General features: G+C 25.3%; 13 protein-coding genes. 6 read left to right on the top strand and 7 right to left on the bottom strand.

The window, feature by feature from the left end; translation table 4 throughout:
• Positions 1 to 2: 2 nt before the first annotated feature.
• From EXC38_RS01340 to EXC38_RS01315, 6 genes are read right to left on the bottom strand one after another with little or no spacing between them, the layout of a single operon-like run.
• Positions 3 to 1589 carry an Mbov_0396 family ICE element transmembrane protein gene (locus EXC38_RS01340; protein ID WP_129694564.1) on the bottom strand — a complete coding sequence of 529 codons (1587 nt, stop codon included), beginning with the start codon at positions 1587 to 1589 and terminating at the stop codon, positions 3 to 5.
• A gap of 50 nt (positions 1590 to 1639) precedes the next feature.
• Positions 1640 to 1966, bottom strand: a complete 327-nt coding sequence (locus tag EXC38_RS01335; protein WP_129694563.1) for an Mbov_0395 family pilin-like conjugal transfer protein — start codon at positions 1964 to 1966, stop codon at positions 1640 to 1642.
• A gap of 47 nt (positions 1967 to 2013) precedes the next feature.
• Complete coding sequence (locus tag EXC38_RS01330; RefSeq protein WP_129694562.1) at positions 2014 to 3204, bottom strand: hypothetical protein; 1191 nt, start codon at positions 3202 to 3204, stop codon at positions 2014 to 2016.
• 31 nt (positions 3205 to 3235) lie between these two features.
• Positions 3236 to 3916, bottom strand: a complete 681-nt coding sequence (locus EXC38_RS01325; RefSeq protein ID WP_129694561.1) for an EcoRI family type II restriction endonuclease — start codon at positions 3914 to 3916, stop codon at positions 3236 to 3238.
• Positions 3916 to 4326: a hypothetical protein gene (locus EXC38_RS01320; protein WP_129694560.1), complete on the bottom strand. Its 411-nt coding sequence runs from the start codon at positions 4324 to 4326 to the stop codon at positions 3916 to 3918. The genes EXC38_RS01325 and EXC38_RS01320 overlap by 1 nt, the downstream gene beginning before the upstream one ends.
• 9 nt (positions 4327 to 4335) lie before the next feature.
• Positions 4336 to 4920 carry a hypothetical protein gene (locus EXC38_RS01315; RefSeq protein WP_129694559.1) on the bottom strand — a complete coding sequence of 195 codons (585 nt, stop codon included), beginning with the start codon at positions 4918 to 4920 and terminating at the stop codon, positions 4336 to 4338.
• A gap of 916 nt (positions 4921 to 5836) precedes the next feature.
• Here EXC38_RS01315 and EXC38_RS01310 point away from each other — a divergent pair.
• Entirely contained in the window at positions 5837 to 10177 is a 4341-nt protein-coding gene (locus tag EXC38_RS01310; protein ID WP_129694558.1) for a hypothetical protein, read from the top strand.
• Positions 10178 to 10270: 93 nt separating this feature from the next.
• Here EXC38_RS01310 and EXC38_RS01305 read toward each other — a convergent pair whose 3' ends face one another.
• Positions 10271 to 10867, bottom strand: a complete 597-nt coding sequence (locus tag EXC38_RS01305) for an Mbov_0392 family ICE element protein (protein WP_129694557.1) — start codon at positions 10865 to 10867, stop codon at positions 10271 to 10273.
• 77 nt (positions 10868 to 10944) lie between these two features.
• Here EXC38_RS01305 and EXC38_RS01300 point away from each other — a divergent pair, with 77 nt between their 5' ends.
• The 5 genes from EXC38_RS01300 (at position 10945) to EXC38_RS01280 (ending at position 21827) form a co-directional block, all read left to right on the top strand.
• Entirely contained in the window at positions 10945 to 15084 is a 4140-nt protein-coding gene (locus tag EXC38_RS01300) for a hypothetical protein (RefSeq protein WP_129694556.1), read from the top strand.
• Positions 15085 to 15135: 51 nt separating this feature from the next.
• Positions 15136 to 16326: an Mbov_0401 family ICE element transposase-like protein gene (locus tag EXC38_RS01295; protein ID WP_129694555.1), complete on the top strand. Its 1191-nt coding sequence runs from the start codon at positions 15136 to 15138 to the stop codon at positions 16324 to 16326.
• Positions 16327 to 16952: 626 nt separating this feature from the next.
• Positions 16953 to 18329: a glycine--tRNA ligase gene (locus EXC38_RS01290; RefSeq protein WP_109246681.1), complete on the top strand. Its 1377-nt coding sequence runs from the start codon at positions 16953 to 16955 to the stop codon at positions 18327 to 18329.
• Between the two features lie 20 nt (positions 18330 to 18349).
• A complete protein-coding gene (gene dnaG, locus EXC38_RS01285) occupies positions 18350 to 20299 on the top strand; it encodes a DNA primase (RefSeq protein WP_129694554.1) in 1950 nt (649 codons plus the stop codon).
• The gene (locus EXC38_RS01280) at positions 20289 to 21827 is read left to right on the top strand and encodes an RNA polymerase sigma factor (protein WP_129694553.1); all 1539 of its coding nucleotides are present in this window, start codon (positions 20289 to 20291) and stop codon (positions 21825 to 21827) included. Before dnaG ends, EXC38_RS01280 begins: the two co-directional genes overlap by 11 nt.
• Positions 21828 to 21835 lie beyond the last annotated feature (8 nt).

The raw sequence follows: 21835 nt of genomic DNA, 5'->3' as shown, positions 1-21835 counted from the left end.
TATTATTTATCTCCTTTGATTTTTTGCCCTGCTTTTGTTTTAGCTCAATTGCTAGATTGATTTGCTCTTATAAGATTTATATCTTCAATTGCTTGATTGCTATTTTTTAACTTTTGGTGTCTTAATAAAGTATCTTGTGAGATGTTTCCAGATTTCCATTCATCTGATTTTTCAATTTGTTCAATTGCACGATTATTATATTGTTTTGCCACTGCAAGATGTGCTTCAAATTGTGATGAACTCTTTATACCTGAAAAATTAAGTCCAGTTGCATTTACTTTGTTCATCAACAGATTTTGAGTTCCAGCGTCGTATTGCACACCATTTGTAGATAATATCTCTCTACCCACTTTTGTATCTAATCCACTAGATTTGGTTAATTTCATACTATTAGCAAGAGTGCCGACCTTACTACTTGCCATTTTACCAAGACCACCCATTGCCGCGGCTACACCACCAGTTGCAAATGCTGATCCTAATGTTCCGCCAGAAGCAATTGTTGCTGCACCAGCAATGCCCTTTCCAATCATTTTCTTTCCATAATTTAGAGTGCTAAATGATTGAACGCCGAAGTATGAATCAAGTTTTTTCTTTAAAAACTTTATAGATCACCCTACTCCAAGTCCCGTAAGTGGATTTAATAAGGTAACACCAGAAGCACCAAGTGCCTTTCCATTTCTTAAGAAATTGCTAATCGCAGTAAAGGTTCCAAAGAATAGTAGAATTAATAACATATAAATAACGACGAGACCTGCTGATTTGAAATAAGCATTTTTCCAAGATTTTAGTTTTTTGCCATCATCATTAATAGAAGAAATTGCTACAGCTGGGGAGACTATGAATAAGAAATATTGAAAAATTGTTTGCTTGAACAAATCAACAATGATGCCCAAGTAAAATATAAATAATACAATTCACATTATTGTGGCATTTAATAATACTGTTCAAGGCGAATAATTTTGAATATAATAGATATCTATATATTGATTTAAAGAAGGAACTTTGTATCATTCTCAAGGACCATTAGTTGGATTATTAAATCTTTGAACAATTCAAGAACCCTTGTCTGTGATTGTTGCAAACATTGCCTGAATTGGACTATATTCTCTGTTGGGGTCGCTAATTACTGAAAAACTTCTTGTGATTGTTGAAAGTAAAATTGATAATAAGAGATTTACTGTCAGAAACAAAATTGGAATGGCAATGATTGTAAAAATAGACGGTAGTGCTTGTTTTAGAGCAACTTTAAGGGGTTTAGCAGTCCCCCTTTCATTTTTATTTATTGCGTGTTTAATTAAGATTGCTGCAAATAAAAAGATAAAAAGACCGACTGCTAAAATTGCAACTGTTATGAAGAAGACAGGTAAATCACTTAAACTAATTCCTTCTTTCAAGTCACTTAATGATTTTTTAAATATTAGAAAATTGATTAAATCAAGGGAGATAAACTTTGTAAAACGATATAGTCCTTCTAGCATTACTCATCAGGCGCTGACAAATATACTCCAAAAAATTGCAAAAACTCCATATTGAAGTGAATTACCTATTTGTAAAAAGAATCGTTGGACACTATTGATTTCTGTTTCCATATTTTATTCCCCACTTCGTTATGTTGATTAACTTATTATTTTTTATTATTTTATTTTGTTCAGATTCCAGTTGCTGTCCCAATTATTCCCATTGTTGTTCCAAATAAAGCAAGGATTATTAAACCAACAATAAATGCAATTAGGATATTTTTCATTCTTCTTTTTGCTGCTGATGCTGCATCCCTGTCAGCTGATTTTAGTTTGAATTGTGCGGATACGGCAGCAAAAATACATGACACTGCCAAAATACCAACTATTACTCCTAGAACGATGGTACCAATTGAAAGCACTTGATTAAAAATAGGAGCAGAGATTTGCTTAAGTAGGTTGGCTGCATTGTCATTTGCAGCTGTGTTTTCTGCTAGTAATATAGTCATAATTACTCCTTTCTTTTTTTAGTTTGATTAGTTTGAATGTTTTTTTATTAAGATTTAATTTTTATCTTTAAATAGTTACTAAAATAATCAGTAATTTTTTGGAAGTTTTCTTTTTGAGTTTCTAGAAAAGAAGGTTGGTAAAAAGTGATGCCCGAATTATCTTCTTTTTGTTTATAAAGGTATTTAGAAAAATATTCATATTCCTTTGGTAGTTCTTTCTTAAAGAAGTTATCTTGAGATTCAATGCTAAACAGTGGATTTAAAATTACATCCATAAGCATTAAAACATCATTAAAGAATAATGCTTGGTTTGTATCACTGGACATTAAAATAGAAAAATAAACATTTAAGATTTTATCTTTTTCTTCTGCTTGACCAAAAATGTTATTTTGAAGAAGGAAAATATCTTTTAATTTTGTCTTCAAATCATCAAAGGGATTATTTCCTTTTAAAAAATCTTCTAAATCTTCTAAAGTATGAAATCTATCCTTATTTTCTAAAATTACTAAGTTTAATGAAGCAAATGAAAGTAAGAAATTAATTTGATGTTTTATTTTTTCAAAAAAGATAGGAAGACTTTTAATTAGATTTTTTTGGGTATGAAGAAAGAAGAGATATCCCTGAGATTGGAATCTAATAGCATCTTTTTCAGCTTTTGTTAAAGATGAAAGGTCACCATCTTTAATTCTTGATAGAGAAAAATATTGATATTCTTTAAAAAACTTATTCTTTAGTCAAGAATGATAATCTTCTTTTAATTTGTATCAACCTTGATAGGGAAAGTCTTTAAATCATTCATATTTCTCATATTCTAAAAAATCTTTACCTTGTTTTATAATCTTAGTTAAGTATTGATTTTTATCTAAAAAAACTTTATATTCAGTGATTGTTGAAATGTACTCTGATAGTTTTTTAATTTTTTGATTTTCAGTTAAATCATGGTGATAAAGAATTGAAAACAAAACTCAGGTTAATTCAACAGCACCCCTTATTTCTTGTCTCTTATCATCAAAAGAAAGAGTTTTTGCATAATTGGGGATACTTAAACTATATTCTTTAGTTCTAACTAAATCAAAAGTCAAATTGTATTTCTTTTGTTTAAGTGGATTATTAATGGGCATTGATGGGAAACTAGGTCTTTTGTCAATTTCAAAAATATCTTTAGGTTCAGAAGCTGGTTTTCTTGGTTTATTAGTTGTGCTGGGCAAAATACAAGATACTAAGACATTTGGGGACATTGGAATTAGAAGTCCACTTAATAGTATTAATTTAAACTTCGAAGTCATATTTTGAAGCAAAAAATAATAATGCTCTTGTTGCTATTTTGTAACATATCTTATACATGTCATCAAACTTAAAGTTGCTTTCATTATAAAAATAGCTTCCAGATGAAACAAAAGTTCCATTAAATAAATTGATTTGATTTAAAGGGGCAAACTGTGCAATTGTTGCTAACCTATCCAAAATTATTGAATTTGAACTAAAGTCGCTGCCTGAACAAAAAACCACTAAGGGAATAATTTGTTCATTTGCCAAAAAAGTTCTTAGTGCAATGACATTCTTTCCTAAACGCTCTATGGCATTACCTTTAGCTGGAGATAAAGTCCCCTGAGTTTTCATTTCAGAAATTAAAATTGGATACTTTTTAGTTACATCATTTGGATCAATTACATAAATAATTCCACCATCAGGGCAAATGAAAGTTGAATCAAAGTTGGATGAAAAAGATGTAGAAGATTCAATTTTATTTACTATTTTTGCAATTTCAGTTAAAAACAACCTAGGTTTAAGTTCAAAACTTAAAGAAGGATGTTTCTTTTTCAAATTTTCTAAAACCGACAGGACAACATCTTGAAGCAATTTTTCTTGAACATGTGCATCATTTGTAAAATAACAAACTGTTGGTTTTATTTGTGATTCTGAAGTTGTTTTAGTATCCAAAATTGCCATTAACAAACAAAGAAGTCACTTTCATTTGATGAAAACTCTTGATGCAATGATTGCATTACAGAAATTGCTTGGTTTCTTTCTATTTCAAGTAATGAAATTAATGAACTAATGTCTTTTTCAGTAAGTGCTTTAATAATTGATTTAAAATCATTTTTTGTTGTAATTATTTGATGCAATTCATTAAGACTATCTCAATATTCAAAAGTTAAAAGCGAGCAAAAAAGTTGTAGTTCTTTATAAGATTTAAAACCTAAGGCCCTTTTTGGTTGAAGTCAATAAACATATAGTCTGAGCTGGTCTTGGTTTTTTAGACCAGTGCAATCAAAGTACACTTGGACTTGGTTTGAAAATGTGACTAGGTTTAAACGTCTATTAAGATTTTGGATTTTAGAATTGATAAATATTTCCATAAAATTAAATTAATTTTGTGCTTTTGAATCCAATTGATTTTCGTTCAAAAGATCACTTATCATTTTTTCTTGATGCAACGTTTCTTTTTCTAAAAAATCATTTTCTTTTGATTCTTTATCTAAAGTTGAACTTGAAAAAGATGAAATTTGATTTTCATCTGATTTTTTAGAATCCAAAATTAGACTTGGTTGGATCTTAGCTTGTGAAATGCTTTTAGATTTAATATCCAGTTGTTGTGTTGAAACTTTAATCGAAGTATCTTCTTGAACCGCCATGACAAACCATTTGGAGTGTCTTGGGGTTGGTTTAGAAGAAACTCAGTCTGATAAAAATTGATTTTTAAGAAATGCAAAAGTTATCATTCAAGTCAGTCTGAAAACAAAAAATGTAACAAACAAAGATAAAAGTAGAGTTTCTAATTTAGAAAATAAGTAATCAATCAAGGTTTTGGAATTAGTAGGTAAAGAAGACTTCTTCAAATTAAAAACAAAATATGTAATTCCTAATGCAATTGCACTGAAAACCAAAAAAAGTAAAACTTGTAAACCAATTTTCAAAACTTTAGTTTTTTTAGAATAAATTGCAGTTTTCATTTCTATCCTTCTTGTGATTTTTTTAGGTTAAAGTGGATATAATGAGACTAAAAAGATAAAAAACAAAACTACACATTATATCTACTTTTAATGTGTATGTGTTATGCAATTAAAAAGAACTAAGCTTTGGTTGTGGTTTTTTAGGTAGGTAACTAAATTATATCGGGAAAAAATGACTTGCTGCAAAAAAATCTAAGTTTTTTTAAATTCCTGAAAAATAAAAATGAAAAGATTATTTCTTATCCAAAGAAAGGATATTTTCTTTATTTCTTTTTCTTGTTTTTTTCTTTTATATATTTTCTTTTTAATTTCTTTTTTTAATTTCTTTATTAATAGTTAAGTTAAATATTATATTTGATTAGTTAATATTTATTAATAAGTTAAATTAAACTTAATTAGATAAATTAAGACAAGAAAGAATTATTTATTTATATTTCTTTAAGGTTAATTATATTATTAAGTTAATTATATTTACTAAAATAATTAAAACTATATAGTTAATATTTATTAGCAAGTAATATATTAATTAGTAAATATAATTTACTAATAAAATCTAAATAAACTAGTACTAATTATGTATATTATGATTATTTAAATTAAAACTTAATGATTAATATAAGTTTTTTTAGTTAATTATTTAGTCAAACTATATTAATTATTGGATTTTAATTTTTAGAATCATTAAGAATCAGCAATTTGATTAGCTTAAAAGGTAAAGTTATCTTAGTTATTTAATACTGTTAATGTAACCTAAGAAACACCTAAAACAAAAAGAAAACATCTCTTCTTTTCTTACTCTTTATTATTTTTTTGAATTAAATTGAAATCCGATATAATTATTTTTAACACAACCAAGTTAAGTTTATTTTTCTATCTTTCATACCTAAATTAGATATGAAAGGATTTTTGTTTTATTATGAAAAAAAGAAACATAGTTGCTTTGTTATCCCTAATTTCACTCAGTCCCTTAACAATTAGTAGTACTTTTCCAGTTAGCAAAAAAATTGAAGAAAATAATACTATGAATAAAAATCATCCGGATTTTAAAAGAGTTTTTTTAAAGTTTAAAGAAACTATTTCGATATTACCTTTTAAATATTATGACAATGACTCTATCTTGTCAGATCGACCTAAAATAATTTCTCCTAAATATGAAATTAAGGAAAATGAAATTAGAATTACAAATAGAACAAGTTTAGAACCTAATAAACCAACTTATGAAGTAGATTTAGGGACTTATGAATCAGATTATTCACTAGATGTTCTATTCTATCGCAAATATGACATTATCACTAATGATGATAATTTTACTTTAACAAGATTTGAAACTAAAACTAATAAAAATGGAGCTCAAGAAGAGATATCTAAGGAAGAAAAAATTATTCTTTCATCATTACCGGAAGTTATTTTTAACAAAGAAAAATTAGAAAGCGGATATAGACTTAACCTAAGTTCTTCTCTAGATGAAAAAGAATCTAAAGAACTTAAGGAAGAACTTGAAAATAAAAAGAAAGAAGTAGTTAAATTAAATCATGAGATTATAAAGTTAACTAATTCAGCAAGAAAAAGTGTTAATAGTAATAGAAAAACAATAATAAAAGAAAGAGATAAAAAAGTTAAAGAATTAAATGCTAAAAAGATTGAATTATCCAATTTAGAAAACAACATTTATTCAAACAAACCTAGAGTTTTTATTTTAAAAACACCAATTTTAGATGAAGTTACAAACACTACATTTATCTTTAAACAAACTTTTAAATTAAATAATAATTCATTCAACGTTAACTCAACTTTTAAAGAAAATGAAAAAGGTTCTTATTTTGAAAAACAAACTTTATGGTTTGACACATCTAGATTTTCGACACCTTTTCCTGAAAATATGAACTTTATTCTTGAACCTAAAGCAACTGAAGAACACAAGAATATTGGATTTTTTGTTGAATCAGTCTTTTCGGACCAATTTTATATCCCATCATTAGATTTTAAACAAAATGAATTATTTTTGTATGACCTAACAAAGTTAACAAGAAACCATGTTGGAAGGTATGATTGACCCAAAGCGGAGTTTTATTCTCAAGACCAATTAGAATCTTTCTTTAATTCTGGAGCATATTCTGGAGCTCTAAAAAATCTAATTTTATATGGAGTTAGAAACAAAAAAACTCAATTAACTAAATGGATTTTAGTTCAATTATTGCCCCCATTTACTACTGAAAAAGATTTAGAAAATGACTTCTGAAATAAAGTGGACTATGAACCAATTATTGAAAAAAACAATGAAGAAATCAAAAAATTAGAAAAACTAAAAACTGATGATAATAAATCAGATGAAACAAAGAAAAGAATTGAACATCAAATTACTATTCTTAAGCAAAAGAATAAAAAATTAGAAAAAAATCTAGATTTCATAGATTTACTAAGCCCATATTTAGAATATATTTCCACTAATGAATCTAAAGAAAAATTAAAGGACATTGCAAGTCTTTTAAGTAATTCGTTATTTAGACTTAATGACCCAATAATTAATTCATCACACTCTAAAATCAATCATCCAAAATCTAGTTTTTTTCAATTTCTTTCTAAAACAAAAGGTATTCCTTCGAATGATATAGCATTTCTAAATTATCCAGATGTATATAGTTTATTTGCAGAATATTTAACATTCCTAGCAAATGATTGAACTTCATATTCGTCACTTAAAATACTTAAGTTGGATTTTGACTTTGATAAGTTAGCAACAACTATAACAAACCAAAATGATTTAGAAAAATATAAGAGTAATCACTTAGATTTCTTTAAAGATTTTATATCTTTAACATCAAACAAAGAAAAAATTAAATTAGAATTAATCAAAGATTATATTGAATCTTTAGAACTGAGTTTCAATGAAAAATTAAGTCATTTAACTATTAAAATTAAACCTAAAGAAAATGCCAAAAATGAATATCAATTCAATCAAATTGAGTACATATTGGACTTAAAAAACAAAAAAGATATTACATTAGATTTTTTAAAACCAAAGATTGAACTAAATCTTCAAACAATCAAAAATGACATTAAAAATCTTTCTGCCTTTAGATTTATCGACTATATCACTAAACTTCCAAACTGAATCATTAATGAATCAAGTAAATATATTAATTCATCATTTCTAACTGGTGATTCAAATCTTGATAAGTTTTTAAATGGTGAATTAAAAGAAGCGAAAATAACTTATGACTTAGATACTTTTTATTCATCAAATGCGAAAACTTTGAAGTTTAATATAAAATCAACCAACTATGATTTTGGAACATTTATTATTGATGATCTAATTTTCCTAGGTGATTTATTTGAGAATATAAAGTCTGATTATCAAGTAGATAATAAATCAATCATCGAAATTAATCTTTTTAATGAAATTAACTTAAAAAAAGATTATATATCTGGGAGTTTAAGTCCTTCAAGTTTAAAAGAAATCATTACTAATAAATTAACTAATTTTCTAAAAGAAAAGGGATTTAACTATGAAGATTATAAGAATAATCTTGATTCAGCTATTACTGAAGAAATAATAACAAAACTAATATTAGCTCAATCATCAATCAAGAAAAAACAACAAGATTTTGTTGAAATATCACTAAGTCTTGATTCATCTTCACTGGATAAAAAAGACTTATCATCTAATAAACTTTATTTTAGATTTACGAACATCAAACCATTTGATTTCAAAGATTTAAAACTTAGTGATGTTATTTTAAATATTAATACTATTTTTTCAGAAGCATATACTGACTTTGAATATGAAGTTAGATATAAAAACTTAATTAAGCAATTAAAAGAAGAAATATCAACTAATCTTTTAAATCAATTTAAAGAAAATAATAACAATATTGGAAATAATTACCTACCCGAAGACTTTATATCTAACAAGAGAAATGAAGGATATATATTTAACTTCGAGTTTATTCCATATTATCTAAAAACAAAAGAAATTGAACTTTTAAACAAAGACTATGATGAAAGAAATGAAATCTTAAATAAACACTTAGAAGATTTATTTTATGGGTTAAGAAAAATAAATCTTGGCATTACAATTCCATCCTACCTAAAGCAATATTACTTAAATAGTGATGATTTTAATATCACAGTTCAAAATCATTCTTCCTTAGTTAAGTTAGTTGATTTCTCAAAAATTAAAAATGAAATAGATAAATCTTTAGAAATTAAATATCCAAATTGAAAAAAAGAATTGAATAATAAATATAAAAGTACTTTTAAAGATTTAGCAACTAAACTTGGAATTAGCGAAGACAAAATTAACTTAACTGAAGCATTTTTAAACCCACCAAAAATTGAGATAATTGAAGCATTTAAAAATAATGAATCTATACTAACTGGTGAAATCAATAAGAAAGTGACTTTATTAACCAATAAATTAAGAAATAAAGTCTTTGATAATAACCAATTTTTAGTTGCATTAGCAAAAGAAATCCTTGAAATATATGGTTCTTATATAAATACTTTTATTAAACAAAAAATTGCTGAATATACAAAGATTATTAATCTTTCGTACAATGAAATCTTCTTTGATATTGACCAATTTGCTCCACCAGAGACAAGCTATTCCTTCCCTTATAACAAATTATTTAATTTCTTAATTCAAGATCTAGATTTTTCTAAAGTTAAATCGATTGATTATTTAATTAAAAATGAAATTGAACATATAACTAAGAAAATTAATATCATTCCTTCTTTAGATGCAGATGGAAAACCTAAATATGGTTTCAATGATTTTGAAACATCATTAAGCATTTTTATTAATAAAAATATTCTTTTTGAAATCCAATGAATGAAATATATTATTGATTTAGACAAAAGAACTCAAGGATACTTTATGTTACCGGAAAGTCTAAAAAATAATCTTTATAAAAAATATTCTTTAGATTCTAAAAATGATGAAGAATATCTTCCATCACCTCCAGAAGAAAATCAGGACGACTTTAATAATAAAGAACCTAAAAAACCTTCTAACACCAATGGAAGCAAATTAAAAGGATTTAACATCAAGGAACATTTAGTATGAATAATTCCACTTGCATTAATTCTTCCATTAGGATCAATCTTGTTGCCCATTCTAATAATTAGATTAAAGAAAACTAAAAAATCTTTTTTGTCTGAAAATGGTGATAACTTGAATAACAAAAACAATTTAAAAGAAGAAGAAGATAATCCAAATAATAAAGAAACAAATGGCGAAGAAGTTATATCAAGTTAACCACTAAAAATCAATGATGTTTTATTGAAACTTCTTAAGAGAAAAAGAAAATAATGAAGAACCTAAAAATTAGTTTCTTCTAATTTTATTTTCCTAATAAATAATCTTCTCAAAATCAAAAGTTAGTAATCAATTCTTATATACGTCTTGCAATTGAAAAGGAAATAATTCGGTTAATGAATGCACTTCTTTGTTTCATCAAATAAATGAATCAGTTTTAAATGTTAAGACATTGGGAATTAATACAATTCACTTACTTTTCCATCCTTTGACCTTTAAATCTTCATCAATAACTAACTGTAGATGCTGATATGAAAATATGTTTTTCATATAACAAAAATCTCAAATTGAATATTTTGGATTAGTAATTTCTTTGCTCTTTGGATAAACAAATGAAGGATTATTTGACTTTAAAAAAATTACAAAGTTATAAATCAATTCTAATTTGTATATGATTAAGTTACGACTAAATAATTCATTTAACACTTTTTCTATCCAAACTTCATTTAATTCAATTAAAAAACTATGTATTTTTCTTAACCATAAAATGAAATCATCTTTATTATCTATCTCTTCTGCATCTTTTTCACTTAAAATAAAAAATCTAAATGTCAACCAAACATCATTGTCTGATAAATCATTTAATTCATGTAAAAAAATAGATTTAGCTTGTTGTGTTGTTATAATCATCAATGTCCTTAAAAATATAATATCTTTAATTATAATATATTATAATTAAAGAACCAACCAAAAGTTAAGTTTATTTATTGCATATTTGCCTATTTAATAAATATGTAGTTTTTGTATATTTTCAATTTGTAATATTATTCACCAAATCAATCAACTCAAAAATAACTAAGGAGGCATCTATAAAAAATCCTAATTTTAATAAAAAAAATAATACTAATACTACTCCAAATCATCATTCTAAAAAAATAAGTCTCAAAAAGTTTTTAATCGGGAGTGCAGTTATTGCAGGAATAGGACTTTCAACATCTGGGATAATTCAACTTCAACGTCATATTCAAAGAAAAAACCAAGAAAAAACAAATAAAGAAAAACAAAAAGAAAACAACCTAAATGAAAACAATTTACTAGCATCATATAACACTCCTGCTAGATATTTAGGCAATTCTTTTAGGGAATTAGAATATACATCAATAGCTTCATCTAAATCAATTTTTGATTCCAATTTTATTAAAGACTTAAAAACCAAAATTGAAGAGATCATTAAAAACAAACCATCATCTGAGCTTACAAGAGATTATGATTTCATTATTAACAAACTAAAAAATCTTCCTAATGCAATCGACAATGGTCTAAAATCTCTTAGAATAGGTTTACCTATTAATGACGTTGTTAGTTCATTAGAACATCTGAATAACCCTAAAATAAGAAGTATTGTTTTTGTCTTAGACAATATAAATAAAGTTTTAAAAGACCAATCTTTATTTAAAGATTCTAAGATTGATATATCAAAAATTACAAAGATTCTTCCGGATTTTAAAAGAACCAATAATTCAAAATTAAATGAATATGTTACTTTGTTCACTTTTGATAAAGTAGTAGACTATTTACTGAATATAGTATTAAATGAATATAAGGTCAGCGAGCATCATCTTGGAAATCAATCAGTCTTTTCAACTCCATTTTTTGGAAAAGAAGAATACTATAAGTTTTTTTCAAAGTTTCTTAAGACTTATCATTTGAATAACAAAAAACAACTAAAAAAGTATCTTTTTGAGTTTTCTTGATTAAAAACTAAAGAACAACATTTTATTGTCACTGAAGATTATAAAAACTACCTAAAAAATCTAGGAAATAATCTAAAAAATGAAATAAATAACACAATTTCATCTATTAATTCATCATCTTATCTAAGTTCAGTCAACAACATTGAAACTTCTTTATTTTCAATGGGGCACTATATGTTTTTAAATGCTTTAGAACCTAACCCACTAACAAAAAGATTTCAATTAAATGATTTTGATTTTTTAACTTCATCACTGATTGACTTTTTACCAAATTGAAATTGAAAATACTCCAATGGAACACCAAAAAAACCTTTCTTTTATCATTTAGAAGAAAAGACTAGAAGTTCATTAGTTCAGGAAATTAATAAATTAGAAAAAACTGAAATTGCAAAGATATTAAGATATTCAACTTTTAACCTACCTAAAAATACTCAATCAATTTGAGCTAACATAATAACTCAAATTAAATATAATCTTTCGTTTGCAAATGATCCAAAAAACCCATCAAAATGAATATCTCACTGACCTAGTTTAGCTTTGTCAAACATCAAAAATCTTATTTCAAAAGCGAATAATATAATTAAAACTTATGAATCAAATAAATGAAATACATCTGAGAGTGACGAAGCTAAAAAACAAGAAATAAATAGAATAAAACAAGAAACTATTGTTTGAATGAAATACGTAAACAAATTAAAGTCACTTTTGCTAAAACAAGAAAAGGATATCTTTTATTCAAGATCCAACAAAATCAATTCATTATATCAATTATTAATTGAAAAGAATCAAGATGAAATCTTAGAACACAACTATAATTACATCCAATATATTAACTTGTTTGACAAATTCAAAACTTTTGTCACTTCATTTGACATTTTTGACAAGGGATTATTCATAAAAAGTCTTTCAATACCATCTGCAAAATTAATGATTAATTTTAGACCAATCAAAGATATTTCAATTTCAGATGAAAATATAAACATTGATATCAATGATATCGATTTATATACACTATCTCAATCATCAATTAATCTATTAATTCAACCACCTTACTCAGAACTATTAAATGTAAATAAGATTAAAATTACTTCATCTGAAAATGGAACAAAAGCATTAGTAGAGTATGAAATCTCTTTAATTGACCATCCAGTTTTAAAAGATAAGAAACTTAAAAGAACTATTAATTTGATTGCTTCATCAAGAAAGTTTGCTTTATTTAATCAAATTAAAAAGAAACAAACTATTATTGAAAAATGGTTAAAATCAAATAATATAACAATTGATAATATCAATAAAGACTTTAGTTTTTTAAAAAATTATTGAGATTCATACTTTAAAAATAAAATTATTATTTTTGATAATTCTAAAGATGAGTTGTTTTATAATGAAAAACTAAAAATTATTTCTGATTTAGATATTCAACTTAAAAAGAATTATCTTGAATATTTAGAAAAATTAAAAAAACAACTAATAAATCAATTTAATTCCCAATATGACCAATTTATCTCAACACTCAATTCATTAGAGGAAAAGAAATATGATTCTTTAATTAAAAAGTTCAAATCCTTAATAATTGATTTTGGTAACAAAAAATATATTGTATACACTGAAAAGTCTAAGCTTGTTTCTTCAATGTCAATTAAAGAAAATGATTATAAAATTGTTTCAATTGACATTTTAAGAAAGTATATTAATATTTTAGAAGGTTTAAATAAACAATTGAATGATGATATTGACAGGATTAAGAGACTATTTGATATTTCATCAATTACATTAGACATTTTGCTAAATAACAATACAAAAAGAGCTGAAATAATTGAAGCATTTCAGAAAAAGATTCCATTTTCTGTTAATGAAAATATAGACTTCATTCTTGACTTTGTTAAATCAATACCAGGAGTTCCTGGATTTGTAAAGTTTACAACTAAAAATGAAACAAAATTAATTGGTGAATTATTTTTAGAATTACCAAACATTAAAAAAGATATTTCTAAATTAGATCTAAATCTAAAAATAACAAATAAAACTTCAGAAGAAACAATCATTCGAAGATTTATTCAAGTTTTGGGATTTAATGTAAGTAGATTTCAAGATTTTGATATTAAGATATTAAAAGCAACAAAAGGATTTGCGGGTAATATCTTTATTAATGGTTTTGGACAAAAAATCTACGGACTATTGAATATTCCAATTCCCCAATTAAAAATTGATGATATTTCAGGTTTGGATTTAGATTTAGATTTATTAAAGGAAATCACTGAAAATGATGTTATTGCAGCACTAATTAAAAAACTAGGATTTGATGTAGAAAAAGACAAAGACTTTAAAATCTCAATTAAGCAGCCTACAAAGGATGTTGTTGGTTTGATCACAATTACTGCTCTTGATACAAAAATAACAGGAGAACTGCTTATTAATATTCCACCTAAAAATCTACCTATTGATTTATCGAAACTGAAATTAGATATTGAAAGCAGTATCACATGATACACTCCAATTGCCGAAATTATTAAGTCATTTAATCGAACACTAGGTTTTATTCCAAAGATTGATGGAGATTATCGCATCTATACCACGAATACTCCTTTTGTTAATAAGACATTAGATGGAGCAGTGACAATTGTTTCGGCTAATACAAAAATGTTCTCTAATTATTTGGAACTTAAGTTTAATCGCCCTAAAACAATTGATATATCTGCCTTGAAATCTAAATGATCATTTAAGATTACTCAAAATACTAAGATTGATTATGTAGTTAATGAGTTTATCAATTTAATAAGGAGTTCAAACTTTATGCCTGAAAAAAACTCCGATTTTTCCTACACTTTTACAATTCCAACTAAAGAAAATGAAAAAGGATATATTCAATTTGAATCATTACCCAATTCTCCACTAATAGGAAAATTACGTCTTGATATTGTCTTTGTTGATAAAGAAGAAACGATTCCGGAAGTTATTCCTACACCCGAAGTTCCTGCCCCAAAACCTATTCCTAAAAATCCTAAAACTGATTCTAATTTTCTAATAAAAATCATTGCTGGCACATTAACTTCTTTAATCTTTTTAGGACTAATAATCGCAATTGCATTTGTCTTTATAAAAACAAGAAAATACCAAGTTAAGATTGAATTTGAAGAAGAAAATGATGAGTAGATTGATTTTTTTAATTTACAATTGAATCAGTTAGACAAAGTAGGTGTTTCAATGAAAAATCAATCTTCTTCATATAATAATTCAGTTCTTTCTTTAATTAAAAATGAAATTGAACAAGCTGATTTAAACTTTAGAAACTCAAAAGAAAGAAAAGAATTACATCTTCAAGTCCACTCAAAACTTAAAAGAAAAATAACTACTACAAATGGAGTAGTGGTTGTTTTCTTAACAAAATACATTAAAAAGGTTAAGGGAGAACCGAATAAAATATATGTTTTTGATAGACACCTACTTTTAGAAAACAATAAAGAGAAAATCAACTTATCTTTATATGCTTCAATTCTCAATGATTTTCTCAATGGTTATAGTTATCGAGAAAATGCCAAAAAACATAATGTTTCTATCGGAAAAATCTGAAGGACTATTAAGTATTGCTCAGTAAATAAAAATACTTTAGTTTCCTATCAAGATAAGCTTCCAAACTCAAAAGAAAATATAGTTTATATATCAGTTGATGACGCGTACCACAAGTTCTATTTTTCTAAAAATCATGTTAGAAAAATTAAGTTTAAGTTAATCATTTTTTATATGCTTAGTTGTTCGAGAAAGATGATTAATAAGAATCATTTTTTAATTTTAAGAGATGACAATAATAATTTAAATTACCCAATTTCAGCATTAACTGAAAAAATTAAGAGAATTATTTTAAATTGCTATGGAGAAAATGTTAAACTAGTTGTAACAGGGGATGGTGCATCGTGAATTAAGAACCTTGCAATTAGACTAAAAGCAGAATATATACTCTGCCGCTTTCATTTAAAACAAAAACTAGGAGTTATTTTTAACAATTCAAAAGAATTAAAATCAATGCTTGATAAGTATTATTTAGATACTGGTATTCGGTTAGAAAAGTTAATTAATCGGTTTATTTTCAATCAAAATTATGAAGATCTAATTAGATTTTTAGAAAACTCCCTAAACCAAATTAAGGATTATTTAAATCCTACAAGATTGACTCATTTAACTGATTTTTTAAAATACATTAAAAGGAATCTCAAGGGGTTACTAGATGTTCCCATGGAAAGTTCGTTGTATTTTGGCAATGTAGCTGAATCATTTGTTTCTCATTTAATTAAGAAAAAAATCAAAAGGAATTGAACGATATATAGTGTTCAGTCAATTATGGTTTTGTTATTAAGAAATCAAAATGGTATTTATTTGGAAAACTACATTGATGTTTAAATTATTTTTTTAAATATAATTAATCAACATTATTTTAAATTATGCTATAAGCATATTTTTCATCTCAAAATAATTTTTAAAAACTTACATTTTTTTCCAACAAACCCTGATAAAATATATATGTAATTGTTTTTAAATTAGTACACCACCTAATTTTGAACATCGCCAAATTTTTTTACTCTTATTAGTCATTTATTATCCCTTCTTTTTTAAAATAATTAGCAAATTCGACGCCATTCATACTATTTCCATTTATATTAAAAAATTTACAGATCCAATATTTTTTGTTCATTATTTTTTATTTTCTTACCCATAATCTATTTTTGCAGAAACGACGCAAACAGGCAAAGAACTTGAAATTAGGCAAATTAACAGTTTATTGTTTTTTCATTTAACCTCTTTAATTAATTAGTAATTAATATTAATTTTTTTATATTTATACTAATATAATGTTATTGCTAAATATTTGTTTTTTTTCTAAAAAAAACAAAAAAATAAAAAAGTGTAATAAATGTTAAATAAATATAAAAAAATTTAAGATCAATTAATAAAAAACCTTTCTAATTTACCCTTTGTGGTACAATTTATATATTGTTTTAACAATCTATAAAAAATAGGGGTATCGCATGTCAAATGATAATCAAAAAAATATTCAAGATGTAATTGCACACTTAAAAAATCAAGGTTTTGTTTATCAAAATTCTGAAATATACGGCGGTGTTGTCAACACATGAGATTATGGACCTTTAGCAACAACAATGATGACTCAAATTAAAAATATTTGAATTAATGAATTTATTAGAAAAGAAAAAAATTATCAAATTGATTCAAAGATTATAATGAATAAAAATGTTTGAAAAGCCAGTGGACATATTGATAATTTTTCAGATTTTTTAATAGAAAATAAAGTTAACAACAAAAGATATAGAGCTGATCATATTGTTAAAGATTTATTTCCTGAAATTAACGTTGAAAAATGTACATTTGAAGATTTAGAAAAAATAATTAAAGAAAATGTTAATAAATATGATGGTGTTGCAACTGATTGAGGAGTGATTAGACCATTTAATTTGATGTTCAAAACTCAAATGGGAGCTATTGATAATGCTTCATCAGAAACATTTTTAAGACCAGAAACTGCACAAGGTATTTTTATTAACTTTAAAAATTTGACAAGAACCTCAAGAGCTAAGTTACCATTTGGAATTGGACAAATAGGTAAAAGTTTTCGTAATGAAATAACCCCTCGTGATTTTATTTTTAGAACAAGAGAATTCGAACAAATGGAACTTGAATTTTTTTGCGAGGAAAAAGATAGTGATAAATTCTATGAATACTGAATTAATAAATGTAAAAACTTAGTTACCTTTTTAGGATTAAAAGAAGATAATATTCGCATAAGACCTCACGAAAAAGAAGAACTAAGTCACTACTCAAAAGGAACTAGTGATATTGAATATTTATTCCCTTTTGGCTGAGGAGAGTTATTAGGGATTGCAAACCGTGGTAATTATGATTTATCACAACATATGAAATTTTCAGGTGAATCATTAGAATACCTTAAAGAAGATGGAACAAAGATTATTCCTTTTGTTATTGAACCTTCAATTGGGCTAGATAGGTTATTATTTGCATTAATAATTGATGCATTTGACATAGAAAAATTAGACAATCAAGAAGAAAGAGTTGTACTACACTTAGACCAAAAAATTTCACCATATCAAATTGCTATATTACCATTAATGAAAAAACAATCTGATGAAGCAAAGAAAATTTTTGAAGATTTAATTGAGAACACAAATTTAAGAGTAACTTATGATGAAAGTGGTTCAATAGGAAAAAGATACCGTCGTCAAGATGCTATTGGAACACCATTTTGTGTAACAATTGATTTTGATACCGTTGAACATAACACTGTCACAATAAGAAATCGTGACACAATGAAACAAGACACAATTTTAGTAAGTGATATTGCTAAGTATTTAGAAGATCAAAAAAAATAAAATAATGAAATTAGGGATAAATGATAAAAGAAAATATATGAGAATTTGTTATTTCTAAAAGCGACATTGTAAATATAGTTGGTCAATATGTTTCTTTGACAAAACAAGGAAAAAACTATAAAGCTTGTTGCCCTTTTCATGGAGAAAAAACGCCTTCATTTGTTGTTAGTCCAGAAAAAAATATATTTAAATGTTTTGGATGCGGAAAAAGTGGGAATGCTATTAAATTTATTGAGTTTAAAGAAAATTTATCTAGCATTGATGCATTAAAATTTTTAGCTAAAAAACAAAATTTAGATATATCTCAATTTGGCGATTTTTCTAATAAAGGCAATTTTTCTAATGAGCATTTTAAAATTTTAGAAGTTAACAAAAGCGCTTCAAATTTTTTTAGATATCAAATTACGTTTGAAAAATCTGACTTTTTAAAAGATTATCTTAAAAAGAGAGATTTAAGCGATGAAATAATAAAGGAATTTCAAATTGGTTTTGCTTCAAAAGATAAATCGATTTATGACACTTTAAAAGAACACCAATTTGATTCTTTTGAAATTTTTAATTCTTCTTTAGTTTCAAATTATGATAATAAAAACTTTTTTAATGATCGTTTAATATTTCCAATTCATGACGAAATTGGAAATATTGTTGCTTTTTCTGGTCGTGACATAACGGGATTACAAAATCCAAAGTATTTAAATAGCGCAGAAACAATAGTTTTTAAGAAAAATGAAGTTATGTTTAATTATTTTCATGCCAAGGAACAAATATTTAAGCAAAGAGAAGTTTATTTAGTTGAAGGGCAATTTGACTGCATCGCATTACATAAAACCAATATTAAAAACGTTGTAGCTATAATGGGTACCTCACTTTCAATTAATCATCTTAAAGAGTTATCAAATAAAACTATAACTTTATTTTTTGATAATGATTCTGCAGGAAAAGCAGCAACATTAAAGAATCTTAAAATTATTCTATATTATGCGTCTAAGTATCAAATTAATGTTAAATTTGTTGTTAATAATTTAAATAAGGACCCAGATGAAATTTATAAATTAGATCAGGGAATAACACTAAAGACGTTATGTGAAAATAAAATAGATATTGTTGAATACTTATTTAACTTGTGTAAAGAAAATATTCAAGATAATAGTCAATCATTTGAAAAAAATAAAAAATTTGAAGAGATTTTTGAATATATATACTATGTTGATAAGTCGTTAGTTTTAATGTTGAAAGAAAAACTGATTGCAAGTAATATTTTAAACAAAGAATTATTCGAATATTATTTGTCAAATTCAAAACCTTATTTTCCTTCTGACCCATTTTTTAAAAATAAAGTAGCTGATTCAAAAATAAGAAATAATTTTAATGAAATTAGAAGCCAAAATATTCAATCAAAAAATTTTGATGTTAATTTTGATAACTTATTTTTAAATAAAGATAATTTTCAAGAATCAAATAACATAAAGCAAAATTTAAAGATTAATAAACAACGAAATAATCTTAATTATAAAAAGACAAAACTTAGGGAAGGCTTAAGTTCACATTATACTTTATTGAAAGATATTTTATTAATGTCATTAAACCAAGAAGTATTCATTAAACAATGAAGAAATGATAAATTTCACCAGTTAGACCTAAAAGATGAATCACAAAAATCTTTAAGAAAATTAATTACATATATTATTAGAAAATCAAAGCAAGGCTACAAAATTAATCAGAATAATTTAATTTCTTTTATCGAAAATGATATTAAAGAAATAAGTAAAACAAACCGCAATGATTTAGTTAAGGAATACAAGTCATATCTAGAAGAAGCCATTCGACTTTCACAAATTATTTCAGATAATAATTTAAATAATCAAGATCTTGATTTAATGCTTAATAAAGTTGATGAATTTGTTGAACGAAGAACAAAAACCGGCAAACAAATTTTGATTTTCAATAAAGGAGAAAAAAATGCCAAATAAAGATTTAGAAAAATCAATAGACTATATTGTTTCTGTTATTGAGCAAGAAATAGAAAAAAAACAAAAGAAAGATAAAAATAAGAAAACTTTTTCACAAGAAGAAGTGTTTAATATTATTGATAAGAAGAAGCTTTTTGTTGATGAAGAAGAAGCTGATTTATTGTTAACCAAATTATTTGAAAAAAACTTAATTTCTAATAATGTAGATGATGGTGATAATGACGATGTTGATGATTTTATTGATGATGATCAATTCAATGAAAATGCTTTAAAAAATATTGATTCCGAAGAACCAGATATTGAAGAAATTGATTTTGATTCAGAATATGATGATAGTACTAGAGTTATAAATGATGATACCAGTTCAAATGATGAAGAAGAAAATTATAGCGAAGATGATGAATATATTTCCACAAGAATTGGTGGAGAATATGAAGATGATGACGAATATAATTATGATTTAAGCGAATATGATGATTATGGTGATAGCGTCTGAAAAAGTAGCCGTAGATCTTCAGAAGATTTTGAAGCTTCAAAACTATTAAAAAATTACGATAGTGAAGAAATTAAAATTGGTACTTTAAGAAAAAAATCAGAAAATAGTAATTTATCAAACCGTTTAACAGAAACAAATGATATTGTTAAATGATACATGAGATGAATTGGTAAATATGGTAAACTTTTAACTCCTAAAGAAGAACTTGAAACAGCTGAAAAAATGGCAAACGCTCGTGAAAAAGGCGATTATTATACATATAAAAGGGCTCGTGATTTATTAATCAAAAGAAATTTAAGACTTGTTATTAATAACGCTAAGAAATATAAAAATCGTGGTCTAAGTTTTATTGACTTAATTTCTGAAGGTAATTCAGGAATTATGAAAGCTGCTGATAAGTATTTATACACTAAAGGTTATAAATTCTCAACATATGCAACATGATGAATTAGACAAGCAATTACTCGTGCTGTAGCAGATCAAGCAAGAACAGTTAGAGTTCCTGTTCACATGGTTGAAACAATTAATAAGGTCTTAAAAATCGAAAGAGAATTACAACAGGAAAATGGATATCCACCAACAGATGAAGAAATTGCTAAGAAATACGGCGAACCAGAATTTACTGCTGATAAAGTTAGATATATTAGAAAAATTAATATTGACCCTATTTCATTAGATAAAAACATTGGAAAAGAAGAAAATTCTAGTTTTTCTGATTTTGTTAAGGACGAAAGTGTTATGAGCCCTACTGACTTTTCTAGTCAAGAAGAATTAAAGGTAATTATAAATGAAATGATTAACTCTCTACCAGATGAATCAGATCAACTTTTAATTCGTAAAAGATATGGAATTTCTGATCCTAATGGTGAATCATATCGTCCGCATTCATTAGACGAGATTGCAAAAGAATTAGGAATTACCAAAGAAAAAGTTCGTCAAATGGAAACAAAAGTTTTGCGTAAATTAAAACACCCACAAAAACGTAAAAGATTAAAAGAATTCTTTGCTAATGAAGGTTATAATTCCGATTAATTATAGGA

The organism is Mycoplasmopsis arginini (genome assembly GCF_900660725.1).
In the GTDB taxonomy this organism is placed as follows: Bacteria; Bacillota_I; Bacilli_A; order Mycoplasmatales; family Metamycoplasmataceae; genus Metamycoplasma; species Metamycoplasma arginini.
Note: the sequence above shows the minus strand (reverse complement) of the source record. Positions and strands in the feature narration are given on the sequence as shown.